This window comes from Heliomicrobium undosum (assembly GCF_009877425.1).
GTDB lineage: Bacteria > Bacillota > Desulfitobacteriia > Heliobacteriales > Heliobacteriaceae > Heliomicrobium > Heliomicrobium undosum.
Window position 1 is genome coordinate 1 of the sequence record NZ_WXEY01000011.1, and the last position, 20,153, is coordinate 20,153.

Annotated in this window: 17 protein-coding genes and 1 tRNA gene; 12 read left to right on the forward strand and 6 right to left on the reverse strand. The window is 60.0% G+C overall.

Features of this window, described 5'->3' with window-relative positions:
• Positions 1–132: 132 nt before the first annotated feature.
• Positions 133–207 (forward strand) — tRNA-Asn (locus tag GTO91_RS10865).
• Positions 208–734: 527 nt separating this feature from the next.
• Positions 735–2,069: a radical SAM/SPASM domain-containing protein gene (locus tag GTO91_RS10870; protein ID WP_161258747.1), complete on the forward strand. Its 1,335-nt coding sequence runs from the start codon at positions 735–737 to the stop codon at positions 2,067–2,069.
• 70 nt (positions 2,070–2,139) lie between these two features.
• Here GTO91_RS10870 and GTO91_RS10875 read toward each other — a convergent pair whose 3' ends face one another.
• From GTO91_RS10875 to GTO91_RS10885, 3 genes are read right to left on the reverse strand one after another with little or no spacing between them, the layout of a single operon-like run.
• Positions 2,140–2,715, reverse strand: coding sequence for a GDYXXLXY domain-containing protein (locus GTO91_RS10875; protein WP_161258748.1), 576 nt, complete (start codon positions 2,713–2,715; stop codon positions 2,140–2,142).
• Positions 2,716–2,718: 3 nt separating this feature from the next.
• On the reverse strand, positions 2,719–4,035 hold the full coding sequence (locus GTO91_RS10880; protein WP_161258749.1) for a DUF2157 domain-containing protein: 1,317 nt from the start codon (positions 4,033–4,035) through the stop codon (positions 2,719–2,721).
• Positions 4,032–4,502: a helix-turn-helix transcriptional regulator gene (locus tag GTO91_RS10885; RefSeq protein WP_161258750.1), complete on the reverse strand. Its 471-nt coding sequence runs from the start codon at positions 4,500–4,502 to the stop codon at positions 4,032–4,034. The genes GTO91_RS10880 and GTO91_RS10885 overlap by 4 nt, the downstream gene beginning before the upstream one ends.
• A gap of 429 nt (positions 4,503–4,931) precedes the next feature.
• On the opposite strand from GTO91_RS10885, the gene clpB reads away from it, so the two are divergent.
• The 7 genes from clpB to disA all read left to right on the forward strand — a co-directional run bounded on the left by clpB (position 4,932) and on the right by disA (position 15,068).
• Entirely contained in the window at positions 4,932–7,565 is a 2,634-nt protein-coding gene (clpB, locus tag GTO91_RS10890) for an ATP-dependent chaperone ClpB (RefSeq protein WP_161258751.1), read from the forward strand.
• A 73-nt stretch (positions 7,566–7,638) separates the two neighbouring features.
• Positions 7,639–8,136 (forward strand): CtsR family transcriptional regulator, encoded by a 498-nt coding sequence (locus GTO91_RS10895; RefSeq protein ID WP_161258752.1) that lies wholly within the window; start codon positions 7,639–7,641, stop codon positions 8,134–8,136.
• Between the two features lie 41 nt (positions 8,137–8,177).
• Entirely contained in the window at positions 8,178–8,702 is a 525-nt protein-coding gene (locus GTO91_RS10900; RefSeq protein WP_161258753.1) for a UvrB/UvrC motif-containing protein, read from the forward strand.
• A gap of 11 nt (positions 8,703–8,713) precedes the next feature.
• The gene (locus GTO91_RS10905; RefSeq protein WP_407929523.1) at positions 8,714–9,778 is read left to right on the forward strand and encodes a protein arginine kinase; all 1,065 of its coding nucleotides are present in this window, start codon (positions 8,714–8,716) and stop codon (positions 9,776–9,778) included.
• Positions 9,779–9,977: 199 nt separating this feature from the next.
• Entirely contained in the window at positions 9,978–12,422 is a 2,445-nt protein-coding gene (locus tag GTO91_RS10910) for an ATP-dependent Clp protease ATP-binding subunit (protein WP_161258755.1), read from the forward strand.
• Positions 12,423–12,625: 203 nt separating this feature from the next.
• Positions 12,626–14,002 (forward strand): DNA repair protein RadA, encoded by a 1,377-nt coding sequence (radA, locus tag GTO91_RS10915; RefSeq protein WP_161258756.1) that lies wholly within the window; start codon positions 12,626–12,628, stop codon positions 14,000–14,002.
• A 4-nt stretch (positions 14,003–14,006) separates the two neighbouring features.
• Positions 14,007–15,068 (forward strand): DNA integrity scanning diadenylate cyclase DisA, encoded by a 1,062-nt coding sequence (gene disA / locus GTO91_RS10920; protein WP_161258757.1) that lies wholly within the window; start codon positions 14,007–14,009, stop codon positions 15,066–15,068.
• A 1-nt stretch (position 15,069) separates the two neighbouring features.
• Here disA and GTO91_RS10925 read toward each other — a convergent pair whose 3' ends face one another.
• The 3 genes from GTO91_RS10925 to GTO91_RS10930 form a co-directional block, all read right to left on the reverse strand.
• Positions 15,070–15,588 carry a spore coat protein gene (locus GTO91_RS10925; RefSeq protein ID WP_161258758.1) on the reverse strand — a complete coding sequence of 173 codons (519 nt, stop codon included), beginning with the start codon at positions 15,586–15,588 and terminating at the stop codon, positions 15,070–15,072.
• Positions 15,589–15,601: 13 nt separating this feature from the next.
• Complete coding sequence (locus tag GTO91_RS17770; protein ID WP_170294202.1) at positions 15,602–16,369, reverse strand: hypothetical protein; 768 nt, start codon at positions 16,367–16,369, stop codon at positions 15,602–15,604.
• A gap of 154 nt (positions 16,370–16,523) precedes the next feature.
• Positions 16,524–16,919 carry a nucleoside triphosphate pyrophosphohydrolase family protein gene (locus GTO91_RS10930; protein WP_161258759.1) on the reverse strand — a complete coding sequence of 132 codons (396 nt, stop codon included), beginning with the start codon at positions 16,917–16,919 and terminating at the stop codon, positions 16,524–16,526.
• A gap of 122 nt (positions 16,920–17,041) precedes the next feature.
• On the opposite strand from GTO91_RS10930, the gene GTO91_RS10935 reads away from it, so the two are divergent.
• From GTO91_RS10935 to ispD, 3 genes are all read left to right on the forward strand, one after another.
• Entirely contained in the window at positions 17,042–17,518 is a 477-nt protein-coding gene (locus tag GTO91_RS10935; RefSeq protein WP_161258760.1) for a CarD family transcriptional regulator, read from the forward strand.
• A gap of 138 nt (positions 17,519–17,656) precedes the next feature.
• Positions 17,657–18,802, forward strand: a complete 1,146-nt coding sequence (locus GTO91_RS10940) for a PIN/TRAM domain-containing protein (protein WP_161258761.1) — start codon at positions 17,657–17,659, stop codon at positions 18,800–18,802.
• Positions 18,795–20,123 (forward strand): 2-C-methyl-D-erythritol 4-phosphate cytidylyltransferase, encoded by a 1,329-nt coding sequence (ispD, locus tag GTO91_RS18665; RefSeq protein ID WP_207709011.1) that lies wholly within the window; start codon positions 18,795–18,797, stop codon positions 20,121–20,123. Before GTO91_RS10940 ends, ispD begins: the two co-directional genes overlap by 8 nt.
• The last annotated feature ends 30 nt before the right edge of the window (positions 20,124–20,153 follow it).

Sequence of the window (20,153 nt, forward strand, 5' to 3'; positions counted from 1 at the left end):
TGAGGCGTTCAGTCGACGGGTACGAATCGGTCGAGGACTTGACCTTTTGCGCTTTATCCGATGTGTGGTTTTCAAGGGGCAAACAATTCCCATATGCACTCATATAGGATTGTTGAAACTCCTTGCCGTTGTTCCTCGATAGCTCAACGGTAGAGCAACCGGCTGTTAACCGGTAGGTTGTAGGTTCGAATCCTACTCGAGGAGCCATTTACGCAGATGAAGCCTCAGACAAACAGGTCTGAGGCTTTTTGTTGTTTTCTTTTGAACTTTCTCGTTCTTTTTCTGGTTGTTAACGGTCCAATGAAGGAAGAGCGTCGGAAATAGTAGCCACAGGCGAGGAAGTATGAAAGGAAAACACCTACATATAACGAATAAAACCTCCCAAGGAAAAATTTCTAGGGAGGTGAGATGGAATGTTTAAGGAAGACAAGGACGACTATGTCAGCCCGGAGGTGTATGAGGTCCAAAAGAGTGTATCTTGCCCGGCCGCGTACTGTCCGCCTGGGAAGACGCACTGTTCGAAGAACTATACCAAGGATCACCATTGTGAGGGCGTCTGCGCGTACTGCTCACAAAGCTTCAAAACGCCGAAAGGAAGCTGTGCAGAAAATTATTGCCCCTCGAACATGACCTACGCCGGCAACATGACCGTTTGAGTAAGAGATACTTATCAGGCCATTATCTTAGGCTGATATCGACCGTGAGGTCGATTTCTTTTTAGGGAAGGGTGGTTCATGTTGCATGCCCGGGACTTTGTGTTGCGCGGCGAAACCTTCGGAGGAATGGTCGTTCATCTTCCTACGGACAGGGTGTTGCGCGTAAATCACACCGCCTTTGCTTTCCTGCGTCATTATTTCGAAGACTTGCCTGATCCGCTGGCGCGGTTGTCGCTCCTCTATCCGCGAACCGGTCGGGAACGCCTGCAAAGGGACTACGAGGGGATGGTCCGCTATCTCGAGGCTTGGGTCGCGGGGGAACACCCTGAAAAGGACGCTGTAGCAGTGAAAGCGCATCATGCTGACGGTCCTCTCTCAGCGCCGACGGAGGTTTTTTGGGAGATCACCTGGAAGTGCAATTTGCGCTGTCGCTACTGTTACAACCACTCCGGGGAAAGAACGGTTGAGGAATTGACCACCGGCGAGTGCCAGGACCTGATCCAACAATGGCAGTGCCTTGGTGTGTACAAGGCGATCATTGGCGGCGGTGAGCCTTTCCTGCGCGAAGATTTTCTAGAGATACTGGAGATGCTGGAAGCGGCCTCGATCATCCCCATCGTCATCTCCAACGGTACGCTGATCGATGAACAAATGGCCGCTCGGCTGAAGCGACTGCGCTGGCTGCGCCTTTCGATCAGCCTCGATGGGCCCACCGCCGAAGTCAACGACGCCATTCGGGTATCCTCGGATGGCTTTAGGCGAGTCCAATCCGCCTTGGCCGCTTTGCGAAAGGCGGGCATGCCCTTTACACTGCAGGCGGTTGTCACCCAGATCAACCAGCACTGCCTGGCTGATCTGGCCGAGTTCGCGCGGCAGGAGGGGGCCACTTCCCTCGAATACAGGCGATTACATGCCTTTGGCCGTTCCAGAGGCGAGCATCTGGCTGTAGGCCGGGAAGAGATGGAGGAACTGGACGGTCAACTGGAGCGGATTTCTGCCAGCTATCCCGCCAAGTTCCTCAATCACGAAGGCCTGGTTCCGATGCGCTATGCGCAGGGAAAGCCTTATCAGGGGAATGACTGTCCGAACGACACCTGTTCTGTTAACTGCGGCCCGGGACGCCATAACTGCGGATTGACGCCCGACGGGCGGATCATCGCCTGCAGCTATCTCAGTGACGCCGATTGGCAGGGTCCGTCGATCCGGGAGATGCCCTTTTCCGAGCTGTGGCGCACGGCAAAACCGCTAATCCAATTCCGCTCATTATCGGCCGCCGAGTTGCCTGAGTACTGCCGAAAGTGTGTCTTTTTTGGAGAGGAATGCCGGGGAGGTTGTCGAGCCAACGCCTATATCCGCGCCGGCGATTGGTTTGGTCATGACCCCGATTGCCCTTACAGTGAGTTTCGCGATTGAGTCGACCCATCTCTCTTGGAGGAACAGTGAACAGGAGTAGGAGAAGCGATCAGGCGCCATCAAAAGTCGTTCAGGAAACCTCTGTAAGGACGCTGTCGCCGCGCCAAACCTTCACGCGGGCGAACACATCCTTTCGTTCCCGCAGCGATTGCTCCAGTTGCAGGCCTGTGCCCTCCGGCACATAATACTCTTCCAGCCCGTACTCGATCCAGGCGAAGCTGGGTTCGGCGTTGCGGTAGAATTCTTTTTCCTCCGGTTTCGACAAAATCTCGGCCGGGGGCGCCGGGTATCGCAGCCCTTCGAAGCGCCCATTTAAAACCACCTGCCCCGGCCCGGCGGCAGGTTCGCTGCGATAGAGGCCGACCGCTTGATAGAGGCCTTGCTGTTCTTCCAAGACGACATAGACCTTGCTGCCGTGCTTGAGCTTCTCTAATGTGATGTCGTTCGGCACGACGCGCGTGTCGATCTCGGAAATGTTGTACCGTAAGCGCACATAGTCACCCATAAAAGGATGGCGCGGATCGACGGGCGCTGCTTTCAAGGTGATTTCCTGGCCGGCGGAAACGATGACGGCCCGGCTGCCCGCCATGAGGAGCAGGACGAGCACCTGCAGGACGACGACGGCGAAAAAAGCGTTGCGACGCATCATCTATTCCTCCTTCCGTGAGGCGTCCAGGAGTTGGCGCCGTTTGCGTTCCAACGTATAGCCGAGGGCGAAGAGGATGAGGCCGCCGCCGATAAAGAACAGGGACTTGTCGAGGATCCCCCAGGCGTAACGACCGTAGGCGTAAATGACGCAGACGAGGAAGAAGAAGGTCCCGCTGTTGATCTGCCATTCCTCGCGCAGGCGGCTCCCGCTTTGAATCAGCGCGATGGCGCCGGCGAAGAGGATGAGCAGGGCCGTCACTTCCGTATAGGTGTTCAGGGTGGCGCTGTACTGCAACAGAGGGCTGTTGGCCGTCAACTGTTTTTCCGGTTCGAAGAGTCTGGCCACAAAGGGAAGCGGCGACGTGAGAGCGACCATAGCCAGCGATTCAAGGAGGGCTCTCTTGCAAAGACCGATCCAAAGGAGAACAGCGGAGAGCGTTACCCAGAGGCCGACCAGCCATGTCCATTCCGGTTGAAGGGGTGGACGGGCCATGAGGACCGCGATTTCTACGAAGAAGGCGCCCCACAGCAGCAGCGGCGTGGAGAGCAGCGGTCGCAAGGGGCGACGGCTCTTTTCCGCTGTCTCGTCATAGATCAGGCTCAGGAGCGGGAAAAGGGAGAACCAGATCAGGCTCTGCTCCGCTTCGAGCAACTGGAAGAGGATGCAGAGAAAGAAGGCGATGGTCGCGCCATACCGGTGAAGCGGTTCGTTGTGGCGCCACAGAAAGGGGAAGATGAGCCCGGCAAAAGCGGCGTAAAACCAGGGGCCGGTGATGAGGGACACGGCGTTGTCGGTGGCGTCGCTGATATTGGCGGCTGTGAGCAGAACCAGCGCTGACAGGAAAAAGAGGGGATGCCCAGTCAGGTAGGCGATGGCGATGGCGCCAAGGAACCATAAGCCGAGGCCGGTGGCATCATAAGCGGTGATGTGGTACATCTGGCCCACGAGCCAGATGCCGGCGCCGTAGGAGAGCAAGCCAAGCAAGAGGAAGGCCGAACCGATGCGGGGGTAACGTCCGGCGAGCGGGTTGGGGCCTTTGCCGTAAGCGAGGAGATAGCCTGCGGTGTAGGTGGTGACGATGACGCCGCAGACCAAGGCCAGCCGCGCAAGACGCGGGATATCGTCCCAGTTGTGGGCCACCAGCAGGATAAAGCCGAGGCCGACGAGCAGGCCGGCCAGCCAGAGGATGATCTGCGATGAACGCCATTCAGAGGGGGTATACCGCTCCAGGAGGCGTTCTTTTTGATCGGCGGTAATCAGGCCTTCCCCATGCCACTGGGCTATCTCGCCGCGCAACCACTTGTTCCGAGACGTCACGGCCCTTCACCTTCCTTTCCCTGATTTTCTTCCATCATCGTTTCCGACCCCAGTTCGGTTAATCGCTTGTAGGTCTCCTCCCGGTTTAGGCTGTAATAATGGAGGTAATGAACGTTGTCGATGATCCGGTAATAGGGGGTGAAGAGGTGCTTCTGGACGATGAAAGGCCCTTGCCGGCATTCCTCATTCCACCACACACGGCCGCCTAAGGTTTTGTACCAGGCGCGCGACTTGGCTCGCCTGGAAACGAACTCGATCACGTCGATGGTCATGTCGCCGAAGAGGGATTGCACCGTTTCGCTCCGGCGGAACAAGAGGGCTGTCAGCGCCGCCGCCGTAAAGCCCAAGGTCTTCCGCCCTTTCTCCACATCGACGAGCGTCTTTTTCGATATGCCGATGCTCTCGGCCATCTTATCCTGGGTCAAATCGGCTTCCGTGCGTATCTCGCGGAGTTTTTCGGAAACCAAGTGATCAAAGGCGTCCTGGGTGAGAACGCCTGCGTCATCGACTTTGATCGGAAAGTCCCCCCTTCCCGTATTGGTGTAAAATTACACTCTATAGTGTAATTTTACACCCAACTAGGTTGATGTCAAGGAAAACAGCGGATGCGCAAAAATAATGAAACAGAGAGATTTTCGCAGAAATGAGGAGATAATCTTTACGAAGTGAATCTACGGCGTGATATTTTCCTCCGGCGCATCTTGAATAAATGGAGCCAGGCGGTGATAAAATAGAGTCGTAAAGGTCAAAGTTAGTCAATGACAGAGGAAAATCCTGTCCTATCTGTCTAATCCAAAACCCGTTCTGGCGCTGCAGCCCTTTTGTGTCCTTTGTGTCTTTTGCGTTATGGGAAGTCTCCTGTCTGATAGAAAGTCTCGCTTTTTGGAGGTGGAAACATGGACTTCAACAAGTTGACCCAGAAAAGCCAGGAAGCCTTTACGGCGGCCCAAGCGCTGGCGGTGCAACAGGGGAACCCGGAAGTCGATCTGGAGCACCTTTTGACCGCTTTGGTAGAACAGGAAGAAGGGTTAACGCGCCGAGTCCTGGACAAGATGGGGATAGACAGCGATCAGTTTGGCAGAGGAATCCGGCGGGAGATAGAGCGAAAGCCTCGCCTGTCCGGACCGGGTGTCGAGCCGGGACGGGTATATATCACACCGCGTCTCCAGCGTCTCCTCGTGAAAGCCGAGGAAGAGGCGCGCAACCTGAAAGATGAGTACGTTTCTGTAGAGCACCTGCTGCTGGCCTTTTTGGATCCCGCCCTCGACGGACCGCTCAAGCGGATCTTTGCCGAGTTCAAGCTGACCCGCGAAAACCTGCTGAAGGCGTTGACGGCGATCCGTGGCCACCAGCGCGTCACCAGCGCCAACCCGGAGGTCACCTACGAGGTCTTGGAAAAGTACGGTCGCGAACTGGTCCAGGAAGCCCGGCGGGGACGGCTCGACCCGGTCATCGGCCGCGACGCCGAAATCCGGCGGGTCGTCCGCATCCTCTCCCGCAAGACGAAGAACAACCCTGTCCTCATCGGCGAGCCCGGTGTGGGCAAGACGGCCATCGTTGAGGGTTTGGCCCTGCGCATCGTGCGCGGCGATGTGCCGGAGGGGCTTAAAGATAAGGCCATCTTTGCCCTGGACCTGGGCGCTCTCGTGGCCGGCGCCAAGTACCGCGGCGAGTTTGAGGAACGGTTGAAGGCGGTGTTGCAGGAGATCAAGAAGAGCGACGGGCGCATCCTCCTCTTCATCGACGAATTGCACACCATCGTCGGCGCCGGCAAGGCAGAAGGGGCCATGGACGCCGGCAATATGCTGAAGCCCATGCTTGCCCGGGGCGAGCTCCACTGCATCGGCGCCACCACCTTGGATGAATACCGCAAGTACATCGAAAAAGACGCGGCACTGGAGCGGCGTTTTCAGCCGGTCCTCGTTGACGCGCCCGATGTGGAAGACACCATCTCCATCCTGCGGGGGCTGAAAGAGCGTTTCGAGGTCCACCACGGCGTCAAAATCCATGACAACGCCCTCGTAGCGGCGGCCACCCTGTCGAACCGCTACATCAGCGACCGCTTCCTGCCCGACAAGGCCATCGACCTCGTTGACGAGGCCTGCGCCCTGATTCGCACGGAGATCGACTCCCTGCCGACGGAACTGGACGAGGTGAGCCGCCGCCGTGTGCAGTTGGAGGTGGAGGAGGCCGCCCTGGCCCGGGAAAAAGACAGGGCCAGCCAGGAGCGGCTCGAAGCGCTCCGCCGGGAACTGGCCGACCTGCGGGAAAAGGAAGACCAGATGCGGGCGCGCTGGGACCTGGAGAAAGAGGCGATCCGCAAGGTCCAGTCCTTGCGAGAAGAGATAGAAAAAGTCCGACGCGAGGTGGAAGAGGCTGAGCGGGGCTACAACTACGACCTCAATCGCCTCGCCGAACTGAGATACGGGCGGCTGCCCCAGTTGGAGCAGCGGCTTGCCCAGGAAGAGGCCGAACTGGCACGCAAGTCCGGCGAAAACCGGCTGCTTCGCGAAGAGGTGACAGAAGAGGAGATCGCCGACATCGTCTCCCGCTGGACCGGCATCCCGGTGACGCGTCTGGTGGAGGGGGAACGGGAAAAGCTGCTCCGGCTGAGCGAGATCCTCCATGAACGGGTTATCGGCCAGGAGGAGGCCGTCCAACTGGTGACGGATGCCGTCTTGAGAGCCCGTTCCGGCATCAAGGACCCCCGCCGCCCCATCGGCGCCTTCATCTTCTTGGGGCCGACGGGCGTCGGCAAGACGGAACTGGCCAAGACCTTAGCCCAGTCGCTCTTTGACAGCGAAGAGAACCTGATCCGCATCGATATGTCCGAGTACATGGAAAAACACGCCGTCTCCCGCCTGATCGGCGCGCCCCCCGGATATGTGGGCTACGAGGAGGGCGGCCAATTGACCGAGGCAGTGCGACGCAAGCCCTATTCGGTCATCCTCTTTGACGAGATTGAAAAGGCGCACCCCGACGTCTTCAACGTGCTGCTCCAGATCCTCGACGACGGGCGGGTCACCGACAGCCAGGGGCGCACCGTCGATTTCAAAAACACAGTCATCATCATGACCTCCAACATCGGCTCCCATCATCTATTGGAGGGGGCGGCAGAAGACGGCGAGATCCGGCCCCATGCCCGCGAGCAGGTCATGGGCAGCCTGCGGGCTCACTTCCGGCCCGAGTTTCTCAACCGCGTTGATGATGTGGTCCTCTTCAAGCCGCTCACCTTGCAGGAGATTACCGCGATCATCGACATCCTGATTAGGGACCTGCAGAAGAGGCTGGGGCAGCGCCGGATCAGCCTGACACTGACAGAATCGGCTAAAACCCATATCGCCCGGGAGGGCTTTGACCCCGTCTACGGCGCCCGCCCCCTGAAGCGCTACCTCCAGCGTCATGTGGAAACACCAGTGGCCCGGGCGCTGATCGCCGGCTCGGTTGGCGACGGTGGGCGGATCATTGTTGACGAACGGGATGGGCGACTCCAGGTGGAGCAGGCGTACGAAGGGAACACCGCCGATTGATAAAAATTGGAAATCGACGTAAGATAGGGAAGTCGGCGCTCCCTTGTCATCAACAAAACGGTGGTGATGGGACATGGCTAATTTGGCCGATCAGATCGAGCGCTACATTAAAGAACAGTTGGAAAAAAGCCGGGAACGGATGATCGAGATCCAGCGCCAGCAGTTGGCCGCCCTTTTCGGCTGCGTGCCCTCCCAGATCAACTATGTCCTGACGACGCGCTTCGCCGCCGAGCAGGGTTATGTGGTGGAAAGCCGACGCGGCGGCGGCGGTTTCGTCCGCATCGTCAAATTGGATATGGAGGAGGATCTGTGGGAGATCCTGGCTACCCGGTTGGGCGACCTGCTGTCGGAAGACCAGGCCCGCCGGATCATCGAACGGCTGATGGAAGAGCAGATCCTGACCATCCGGGAAGGGCTGATCATGCAGGCCGCCGTCCAGCGTGATGTGCTTCAGATCAGCTTTCCCCAGCGGGACCTGCTCCGCGCTCGCCTGCTCAAGGCGATGCTCTCCAACCTCAAGCGCTATCAGGCGCCCGAAGCGGAAGCGGAGCAGGGGAAGGAAAAAGGCTGAACGGATAGAGGAAGGCTGAAATGACAGAGGGGGGTTCCGCCATGTTTTGTGATGAATGCAAAAAGCGTCCGGCCACGGTCCATGTGACCAAGATTGTCAACGGGCAGAAATCGGAGGTCAATCTCTGCGAGGAGTGCGCCCGAGCCCACCACAAGGAATGGAGCATGGCCTATGACGACAACTTTCCCATCAACAAATTCCTGGCCGGCCTGCTCGGATTTGACACCGGAAAAACGGCCAGTTCCGTCAACCTGAACCTCCATGCGCCGGGCAAATGCGAGCACTGCGGCGCCAACTACAACCAGATCAGTCAGACGGGGCGATTGGGCTGCCACCAGTGCTACGATCGGTTCCAGGACAAGGTGGAGCCGCTGCTGCGGCGTGTGCAAGGTTCTAACCGCCATACGGGCAAGGTGCCCAAACGCAGCGGCGGCAGTATCCGCTTGCAGCGGGAGATCCAGAACCTGCGCGCCCGATTGCAACAGCACGTGTCCAATGAGGAGTTTGAACAGGCGGCGCGGCTCCGCGACCAGATCCGCGAGTTGGAAAAAGGTATGGCAGAGTGAGGGGGATGACGATGCGCGATCGTTTTGTCAATCAGGCTTTGACCAAGTGGATGGAAGGAACGGGAAAAGAGTCGGAAATTGTCATCAGTTCCCGCGTGCGTCTCGCCCGCAACCTCTGTGACATCCCTTTCCCCAATGTGGCCGCTGCGGAACAGACCAAGGCCGTCGTCAGCCAGGTGGAAGGGGCGATCAAGGATGCGGAAATCGAACAAACCTCCGGTGAACTGATTTTTGTCAACCTGGAGGAACTGGAGCCCCTCGACCGGCTGGTGCTCGTCGACAAGCACCTGATCAGCCCCCAGCACGCCGAAGAGGCCGCCGGGAAGGGGCTCATCCTCCGGGCCGATGAAGCCGTGTCCGTGCTGATCAACGAGGAGGATCACCTGCGGATCCAGTGCCTCTTCCCCGGTTTGCAATTAGAGGAAGCCTGGGATCTGGCCAGCCGGATCGACGACCTGCTTGAATCGAAGCTCGATTTCGCCTTTGATGAGAAACTCGGTTACCTGACCGCGTGCCCGACCAACGTGGGCACGGGCCTACGGGCTTCGGTGATGATGCACCTGCCGGCGCTCGTGCTGACCAACCAGGCCTCCCGCGTCCTCGCCTCTCTGTCCCAGATCGGGATGACTGTTCGCGGGCTCTACGGCGAGGGCACCGATGCCACGGGTAACCTCTTTCAGATCTCCAACCAGGTTACCCTGGGCCGCTCTGAGGAGGAGATCATCTCTAACCTGGTTGTCGTGGCCACCCAACTGATCGATCATGAGCGGATGGCCCGCCAGGTGCTGCTCAAAGAGACGAAACCTCAATTGGAAGACCGCGTGTGCCGCGCCTATGGCACATTGACCAGCGCCCGCATCATCAACTCCCAGGAGGCGATGACCCTCTTGTCGAACGTGCGCCTCGGCATCGATCTGGGGATCATCCAGGGCGTCTCGCCACAGGTCCTCAACGAGATGCTGGTTTTGACCCGGCCCGCCTTTTTGCAAAAGCTGGCTGGCAGGGAGTTGAGCCCCTTCGAGCGGGATGTGCAACGGGCCTCCCTGATCCGCGAGCGCTTTAGTCTCGACGGGTAGCGGCAGATAAACCGGCAGTCCAGGGACTTGCGTCATTTTGGTGTACTGTGAGATAAATCATGGCGCTTTGGGACATTGCGTAATCAAAGGCATCATGGGGCAGGTTTTAATGGGAGACCTGCCGTCAGATAGGCGCTCACAGGCGATGAAGATGGACATATAGACAGCATTGTTCTGTTCGGAAGGAGGATGGGGCCCCATGATGGGACGTTTTACGGAGCGAGCGCAAAAGGTGCTCCTCCTGGCGAAAGAGGAAGCGGTGGCCCTCAAACACCCCGCCGTCGGATCGGAACACCTGCTTTTGGGGTTGATCCGAGAGGGCGAAGGCATCGGGGCGAAGGCCTTGCTCAGCATGAACCTCGATCTGGAACAGGTCCGCCGGCAGGTGATCCGGCTCGTCGGAGAGGGCGCCGGCGAACCCGCTGAGATCGGATTGACGCCGCGGGCGAAGCGTGCGCTCGAACTGGCCAACGAAGAGGGACGGCGCCAGGGGGTCAACTACGTGGGCACCGAACACATCCTGCTCGGCCTCATCCGCGAAGGCGAGGGCGTCGCCGCCCGCGTCCTGGCTGAACTGGGACTCACCCTGGAAAAGGTGCGCCATCAGGTGATGACCCTGCTCGGCGGACCCCAGGCGGCCCCCAACGGAAAAGGCGGCAGCGCCGCCGCAGAACGGGACCGCAAGACCCCCACCTTGAATGAGTTCGGCCGCGACCTGACCCAGTCGGCCCGGGACGGCAAACTCGATCCGGTCATCGGCCGGGAATCGGAGATCGAGCGGGTCGTCCAGATCCTCTCCCGCCGCACGAAAAACAACCCCGTCCTCATCGGCGAGCCCGGCGTCGGCAAGACGGCCGTCGCCGAGGGGCTGGCCCAGCGCATCGTCGACGGTAAGGTGCCCGAGACCCTGACCGGCAAGCGGGTCGTCACCCTCGACCTCTCCTCGGTCGTCGCCGGCTCCAAGTACCGCGGCGAGTTTGAGGAACGGCTGAAAAAAGTGATGGACGAGATCCGCCAGGCCGGCAACGTGGTTCTCTTTATCGACGAACTGCACACCCTGATCGGCGCCGGCGCGGCGGAAGGCGCCATCGACGCCGCCAACATCCTCAAGCCGGCCTTGGCGCGGGGGGAACTGCAGTGCATCGGCGCCACCACCCTGGATGAGTACCGCAAGCACATCGAGCGTGACCCTGCCCTGGAGCGCCGCTTCCAGCCGATCACCGTCGGCGAGCCGAAGCGGGAAGAGGCCGTCGCCATCCTCAAGGGGCTCCGTGACCGCTATGAAGCCCACCACCGGGTGAAGATCACCGACGAAGCCATCGACGCCGCCGTCCGCCTCTCTGATCGGTACATCTCCGACCGCTACCTCCCCGACAAGGCCATCGACCTGATCGACGAGGCCGCCTCCCGCGTGCGGCTGCAAACCTTCACGGCGCCTCCCGATATGAAGGAACTCGAGTCCCGCCTGGAGGGTTTGCGCAAGGAGAAGGAAGCCGCCGTCCTGGCCCAGGAGTTTGAAAAAGCCGCCCAGTTGCGCGATCAGGAGATGCAGTTGCGCGGCCAACTGGAAAAGCAGAAGTCCGACTGGGAGCATGCCCGGGGCAGCGCCAACACGGTCGTCCGTGAAGAAGACATCGCCCAGATCGTCTCCAGTTGGACCGGCGTTCCCGTCACCCGTCTGGCCGAAAGCGAAAGCGCGCGCCTGCTGAAGCTCGAAGAGGAACTGCACCGCCGCGTGATCGGCCAGGACGAAGCCGTCGCCGCCGTCTCGCGGGCTGTCCGTCGCGCCCGGGCCGGACTCAAGGATCCCAAGCGCCCCATCGGTTCCTTCATCTTCCTCGGACCCACCGGCGTCGGCAAGACAGAACTGGCGCGCGCCCTGGCCGAAGCCCTTTTCGGCCAGGAAGACGCCATGGTCCGCATCGACATGTCCGAATACATGGAAAAACACTCCGTGTCGCGGCTCGTCGGCGCGCCCCCCGGCTACATCGGCCATGACGAGGGCGGCCAGCTGACCGAGGCCGTCCGTCGCCGCCCCTACTCTGTCATCCTCCTTGATGAGATCGAAAAGGCCAACCCCGAGGTCTTCAACATCCTCCTCCAGGTGCTCGAAGACGGTCGGCTCACCGACAGCAAGGGGCGGACCGTCGACTTCCGCAACACGGTGATCATCATGACCTCCAACGTGGGCGCCCAGACGATCAAGCGCTCCGGCGTCATGGGTTTTAAGCCGACCGAACAGGGCGTCAAGGAGCGGGAAGTCCAGTATGAGGGCATGAAAAACCGGGTCATGGAGGAACTGAAGCGCAGCTTCCGACCTGAATTCCTCAACCGCATCGACGAGACGATCGTTTTCCATACACTGGCCGCCGAGGACATCCGCCGGATCGTCAACCTGATGCTCGGCGAGGTGAACCGCCGCTTGGTCGAAACAGGTCTCTCCATGGAGGTCACCGAAGCCGCCCAGGATCACCTGGCCAAGGTCGGCTATGATGAGACCTTCGGCGCTCGCCCCCTGCGTAGGGCCATTCTGCGGCTCGTGGAAGACGAGATCTCCGAGGCGCTCCTGAAGGGCGAATACAAAGCCGGCGATCAGATCACCGTCGGTGTGGCCGATGGAAAACTCCGCTTTGAGAGAAAGTAGCCTGCAAAAAATTGTTGTTCATGAATAAACAAGCGCCCTCCGTTCTTACAGCGAACGGAGGGCCTTTTCTCTTCTCGTTCCAAGCAGGGGTTTTTCCTCATTTCCCGAAAGAGTAAACATATCCCGAATGATTCCATTGAAAAACAGCCCCGGAACACGCCTTCATGTAACCGGAGGCGGAACCGGATGAGACGGAGGAAGCCATGGCAAAGTCAAAAAGCCGCTTTTTCTGCTCCCAATGCGGCCAGGAGTCGCTCAAGTGGCTGGGGCGCTGCCCCGGTTGCGGCGCCTGGAATAGCCTTGTGGAAGAACAAGTGGCCAAAGGAGGGGGGGAGAAGTCCCTTTCCAACCGCTTCGGGGCGACCCTAACCAGTGGTCCCATCCATATTGACCAGGCGGAGGTGCAGAGCAACATCCGCCTCTCCACCGGCATCGCCGAACTGGATCGCGTGCTCGGCGGCGGGCTGGTCGCCGGCTCTCTGACCCTGCTGGCTGGCGATCCGGGGATCGGCAAATCGACCCTGCTGATCCAGGCGGCCCGGCACATGGCCGCAGCATCGGGACCGGTTTTGTACGTCTCCGGAGAGGAATCGGTCCAGCAGATCAAGATGCGGGCGCGCCGGCTCGGCGTTGAGGGGGTCGATCTCTACCTGCTGGCGGAGACGGACATCGCCGTTGTCATTGAGACGATCCGCCAGCGAAAGCCCATTTGGGTCGTCATCGACTCCATCCAAACCATGTACTGGGATGAACTGGGGTCGGCGCCGGGCAACGTGGCCCAGGTGCGCGAGTGCGCCGCCCAACTGATGCGCCTCGCCAAGGATCTGCCCGTCGCCGTCACCCTGGTGGGACATGTGACGAAAGAGGGGGCCATCGCCGGGCCCCGCGTGCTGGAACACATGGTGGACGCCGTACTCTACCTGGAAGGCGAACGCCATTACCCCTACCGGGTCCTGCGGGGCGTCAAAAACCGTTTCGGCTCCACCAACGAACTGGGCATCTTCGAGATGATCGGACAAGGCATGGTGGAGGTCCCCAACCCGTCGGCCTTTTTCCTGGCCGAGCGCACCCAGGGGGTGGCCGGCTCTGTCGTTGTCCCCTGCATGGAGGGGACCCGCCCGGTCCTGGTCGAGGTCCAGGCGCTGGTGGCGGCCACCAGTTTCGGCCAACCTCGCCGCATGGCCACAGGCCTTGACTACAACCGGACGGTCCTGCTGGCGGCGGTCCTCGATAAACGGATCGGCCTCCAACTGGGGCAACAGGACATCTATGTCAATGTGGCCGGCGGGTTGAAGATCGCCGAACCGGCAGCCGATCTGGCCGTCGTGACGGCCATCGCCTCCAGTTGGCGCAACCAGCCGGCTGACCCCGAGGCCGTCGTCATCGGCGAGGTGGGGCTTACCGGAGAGGTGCGCGCCGTCGGGCACCTGGAAAAACGCATGCATGAGGCGCTCAAGTTGGGATTCACCCGCTGTGTTTGCCCGAAACAAAACCGGAAATACTTGAAGGAAGATACAGGGATCGAACTGATTGCAGTAGAAACGGTGGAAGAAGCGCTCGCTGCACTTTTGGGAGGATAGCGTCATGAGAGAACCGGACGAAAAGTTTTTGCGGGCGCTCCGCGTCCTCGCTCCGGGAACCCCCTTGCGGGAGGGTTTGGAGAACATCCTGCGGGCAAAAACGGGCGGGCTCATCGTCATCGGCGACAGCCGGCAGGTTCTGGACGCCGTGGAGGGCGGTTTTTTGATCAACTGTCCCTATTCGCCGGCAGCCCTCTACGAACTGGCCAAGATGGACGGGGCCATCGTTCTTAACGGCGACGCCAGCCGCATCCTCTACGCCAATACGCAACTGGTCCCCGATCCGGGCATCCCCTCGGGGGAAACGGGCATCCGCCACCGGACGGCAGAGCGGGTGGCCCGCCAGACAGGGGAAATGGTCGTCTCCATCTCCCAGCGCCGGGGGATCATCACCCTCTACCAGGGCGCGATTCGCTACACCCTGCGCGACATCCCCACCATCCTGACGAAAGCCAACCAAGGGTTACAGACTCTGGAAAAGTACAAGTCCGTGATCAGCAAGTCCCTGAACAACCTGACGGCGCTGGAGTTTCAGGATCTTGTCACTGTCTTCGACGTGGCCCGGATCCTGCAACGGATCGAGATGTTTTCCCGCATGTTCCAGGAGATGCAGCAGTACATCTGCGAGTTGGGCAACGAGGGGCGCCTCGTGCGCATGCAGATGGCCGAACTGGTCGACAACGTGGAAGAACAGGGGCAGTCGATCATCGAGGACTACCGGACGACGGAGAACCGCACCGTCACCCAGATCCGCGAGGAGATCCACTACCACTCCAATGACATCCCGGACCTGATTCCCATCGCCCGCGCCCTCGGCTATGGGGCAGGGCTGGGTGTTCTCGATATGTCCGTCTCTCCGCGGGGGTACCGCGTCCTGGCCAAAATCCCGCGCCTGCCCTATTCGGTCGTGGAAAACCTGGTCGGCGCCTTTGGCGGGCTCCAGAACGTCTGCCGCGCTTCCACGGAGGAACTCGACGAAGTCGAGGGCATCGGCGAGGTTCGGGCTCGCGCGATCAAGGAAGGGTTGCGCCGCCTGCGCGAACAGGTGTTGCTCGGGGAAGGTTGAGTCAATTCCCTCCACCCGCTGAACCGCCGGAGCTTTGCGACGCATTGCCGCCTGTTGCGGCTGCGCCGCCGCTCTCCTGCGCGCCGCCGCCCTGGCCGCCTTGACCGCCCCGTTTTTGATCCTGCAACGACTGGGACATGGAATGAAACTCCTGGAAGACCTGTTGCGCCTGCATCAAATCGGCCGGGTGCAGGTGGTACCATCCGCGCTGGAGCATCAGGTGAAAGAGTTCCCGGTGGCAGGCTTGCGTTTCGTTCAGAATGGCCATCAGATCCTGATAAAGACCCGGCTGTCCCGCCTCCAGGGCAGCCTGGTTGCATAAATGGGCCAGTTGCTTCTCGGTGCTCAAAACGTCCCAAAACATCTCCTGCGCGGTCAGACCGTCGGAACCCTGGGGGCCGCCTCCCGTCCCGTTCCCCGTTGCCTGGTTATTTCCTTGACCGTTTCCTTGACCATTCCCCTGGCCTTGGCCTTTGGGCGACTGGCGGGAAGTTTTTCGCATTTTCAGCGCGCCGGCCATATCCTGTCCTCCCTTATGACCATAGGCTCATGCCGCCGACCTGGCAGTGCTGCAACATCACCTTCAGATGTCGCTGGTGCATCTGGCTTGCCCGTTCCAAGGCCGTCGTCACTCCGTCGTCACCGGCGGATTGGGCAAAGTGCCGGTATTTGCGAGCCGCATTCATCTCCAGCGCCATCAGTTCGACGAGCAGCAGCAGGTCTTTCTCGGTAAGGGCGTTCGTCCCGGCAGACATCACAGGGGCGGCAGAGGTCGTGTACATCGGTTGGGCCGCCGGGACGGTGTACCCGTAAGCGGGCGCGCCGAAGGGAAAGGTTCCCGCCACCATCATGGGAGAGTTGCCGCCCATGATCGGAGAACCGCCGCCCAGCGGGGTGAAACCGCCTGCGAAGGGGGCCGGACCCATGTGGAAAGGGTTGCCTTGACCTTCCTGCGGGTTTCCCCCGCCTTGCGTTCCCTGGTGTTGGCCTTGATTGTTCTTTTGTCCTTGCCCTTGTTCTTGTCCCTGAGCCTGCCCTTGTCCCCGTCCTCGTCCCTGCCCTTTGGCCTGCTTCTGCCCCTGCCCTTGTCCCTGACCCTGCCCCTGCTGCGAATCGTCGTTGCCCTGCTGACTCGCCTTTTGATTATCTTGTTGATTCTGATCTCGTGGTCCTGCGGCGCTGCGGAATCCTGTCGGCGGGGTGGTCTGTCCCGGCCAGTGGGACGGCGGGTAAATGACTACCGATGCTGCCGGAACGGGGATGCCGGTTTGAGGATGGCTGTTGTTTTGGTCGGCCTGCACGGTCGCGCCCCTTTCTGATCGGCCAGTATTCAATGAAAAGTTTGCGCCGGCAGGCGCAAGTTATGCGATAGGCAAATAAAAAAGCGACCGCAACGCGGCCGCCTGCATTCGTGGGCGGATCCTGAAGGGACAACCGTCCTCTCAGGTCATGGAATCAGGTGAAGTTGAATACTCTTAGCGTGGAGACTTTTTCGTGCTCCCGCTGGAGCACATCGGCCAGACTCAGACCCAGGCTGTGACAAAGCGCCGTCAGGTAGAAGATGGACTTACCCATCTCGCTCTCAATGATTTCCCGGCAGTTGGGGCACAACTCGCCGTCAAGATGGCTGTCAAGCAGCTGTTTTAGATCCGCGAGGGTCGCTTCTGGCGGGATGGCAGACTTTTCGGCCCTGACTTTGACACAGCCGCAGTGGGTCACTGCCTTCACCACCGCCCGGTTTACCCGGGCATTGGATTCCTGAGACTTGGAGATGATGTCCAGGATGCTCTGGTGGCGAATTAAAAATTCCGCTACCGTATCCTGAAACTGCTGGCACGCCAAGTCCTTCATGCTCCAATGCTCCCGTCCTTTCCCAACCGGATGTTTGCACTTATTATAGCGGTGACAGTCAAGGATTGTCAATGAAGGGGCGAAGCGGCGGCCAACGGGACCGAGGGGAAAGGAGGAAGGGCGTGTTTGCCATCGGTGACAAGGTGGTCTACCCCATGCATGGCGCCGGCGTGATCGAGGCCGTGGAGGAACGGGAGGTGCTGGGGGAGAAGCGGCAGTACTACGTGCTTCGCCTGTCCTTGGGCGATATGCGCATCCTGGTTCCCAGCGGGCAGATCTCGGAAATCGGACTGAGGCAGGTCATCGACGCCATCGAGGCCGATCAGGTGATGTCCTTGCTTCAGACGAGAAAGTCGGTCATGTCCAATAACTGGCACCGGCGCTACCGGGCCAACCTGGACAAGATGAAGAGCGGCGATGTGTACGCCGTGGCGGAGGTGGTCAGCAATCTGATCCACCGCAACCAGGAGAAAGGGTTGTCCACAGGGGAACGGCGGATGCTCGAAAACGCGAAACAGATCCTTGTCAGTGAACTAGTTCTGGCCTACGACACCCCGCCAGAGCAGATTGAAGCCATGCTGTCCCGGTTGCTGGCCTGAGGGCCGACGGGGCTTTTTGCTTTTTTAGGGAAAAAAGTCTAATCTATTCAAAAAATATCCATATCCTTGCCGTAAATATGTTTTTCCCGTATAATGTTAATGTTACTTTGTTAAAATAATAGTAAAGGAGGTGATAGGATGATTCGCAATTTCATGCGCAGCGCCATTGCAGTCGCTTTTGCCGCCGTCGGTTTTTCCGTCGGCATGTCCTTGCTCTCTGGCGCAAACCGGGTCTTTGATCTTTCTTCCTATCCGGCGAAGCATTCATTCTTAGCTGTTATCACATTGATCCCTGGCGCGTTGGGCTTCATTATCGCCCCGCAATTGATACGATGGGTTGTCGTGATGACCGGCTGGTTGGAAAACAGGTTGCAGCGCACACCCATTCAGGATCTTGTTGGCGGGGCGATCGGTCTTATAGTTGGCTTGATCATTGCCAATTTGTTGGATGTCTCCATTTCGGAACTCCCGGGGTTGGGAAGGTATCTTTCGGTAGGACTTTCGGCCATCATGGGTTACGTGGGTATGCGCGTCGGCGTCAAAAAACGGGAAGAGATTCTCATCTTTATTTATCCCCGTTGGAAGGAAAAACAGGCCAAAGAAAAAACGGAGGATAAGGCCGAGGCAAAAGGCGCCTGCCTGAAGGTGCTTGACACCAGCGTCATCATCGATGGCCGCATCGCCGACATCTGCAAGAGCGGCTTTATCGACGGCACCCTGGTGATCCCCGCCTTTGTCCTGGAGGAACTGCAGCATATCGCCGATTCCTCGGACCTGCTCAAACGCAACCGCGGTCGCCGCGGACTCGACGTGTTGAACAAGATCCGCAAGGAGTTGGACGTGGCGGTCCATATCGATCAGCGCGACTACGACGACTTGGCTGAGGTCGACTCGAAGCTCGTTCGGCTCTGCCGAGAGATCAACGGCCACATCGTCACCAACGACTACAACCTGAACAAGGTGGCGGAACTGCAAGGCGTCAAGGTCCTCAACATCAATGAACTGGCCAACGCCGTCAAGCCGGTCGTGTTGCCCGGCGAAGAGATGACCGTTCAGGTGATCAAAGACGGCAAAGAACTGGGTCAAGGCGTCGCCTACCTCGACGACGGCACCATGATCGTCGTCGACGGCGGCAAGCGCTTCATGGGCCAGACCATCACCGTTCTCGTCACATCGGTCCTGCAGACATCGGCCGGGCGGATGATCTTCGCCAAACCGAAGCCCGGCGAAGGAAAGAAAGTATCGCCGACACCGGCGCTCAATGAGGTGAACGCCATTGTCTAAGGACACCTGCGCCGTTGTTATCGTTGCCGCCGGCCGGGGCAAGCGCATGGGCGCCGGAGCGAACAAGGTGCTGCTGCCCCTGGCGGGCCGGCCGGTCCTCGCCTGGACCTTGCAAGGGCTGCTCGCCCATCCTGATTTCGGCCCCTGCGTCCTGGTCATCCACCGGGACGACGCCGGAGAGATGGGAGAAATGCTGGAGCGGTACCGGTGGACCGACCGGGTCCGCCTGGTGGAAGGCGGCGACGAGCGCATCGATTCCGTATGGAACGGGTTGCAGGCGTTGGCCTCGGAAGACTGTCAATGGGTGGCCGTGCACGATGGAGCACGGCCCCTTTTCACGCCTGCGCTGCTTTCCAGATGCATCCAGAAAGTCCGCCAATACCGGTCAGCCGTCGCCGCTGTCCCGGTGAAAGACACGATCAAACAGGCCGCCGACGACGGCAAGGTGTTCGCCACGCCCGAACGGTCCGGCCTCTACGCCGTGCAGACCCCGCAGGTCTTCGCCTACGATGAACTGACTCGAGCCTATGCCGCCTGGTACGATTCCGGGGCGCGCCATACCGGCCCCCTGCCGACAGACGACGCCATGGTCATGGAACAGGCGGGCCATCCCGTCTACCTGGTGGAAGGCGACTATGAAAACCTGAAACTGACGACGCCCGACGACCTGGTGCTGGCCGAGGCGATCCTGGCCCGGCGCGGCGTCAAAGCGCCGGGACAAGCCAATAGCGTTGAATCGCTTGCCTCTCGGGAAGCGGCGGCTGCAGCGGGAAACTCCGTCAGCACCCCTGCGGGCACTTCAGCCGTATCGACCCCCGGCGCATCCCCGGCGTCCCCGAGCGGGACGGACGTTCGCACCGGCATGGGCTATGACGTGCACCGCCTTGTCGAAGGACGAGCCTTGATCCTCGGCGGTGTCGATATCCCCTACGAAAAGGGCCTCCTCGGCCATTCCGACGCCGACGTGCTGCTCCACGCTATCAAAGACGCCTTGCTGGGCGCCGCCGGAATGGGCGACATCGGCCGCCACTTCCCCGACACGGATCAGGCGTATAAAGGCGTCTCCAGCCTGCTCCTGTTAAAAATCGTGGGCGAAAAACTGGCCGCCCAGGGCTGGTCTGTCGGCCACATCGACGCGACCGTCGTGGCCCAGCGGCCCAAACTGGCGCCCCACATCCCAAAAATGCAAGAGAACATCGCCCGCACCCTCGGCATCGCCCCCGACCGGATCAACGTCAAAGCCACCACCACCGAAGGCCTCGGCTTCGCTGGCACCGGTGAGGGAATCGCTTCGTACGCTGTGGCGACGATCCGGCGGTAACAGCAAACCGGGTGATAAGGCAGCGTGAGC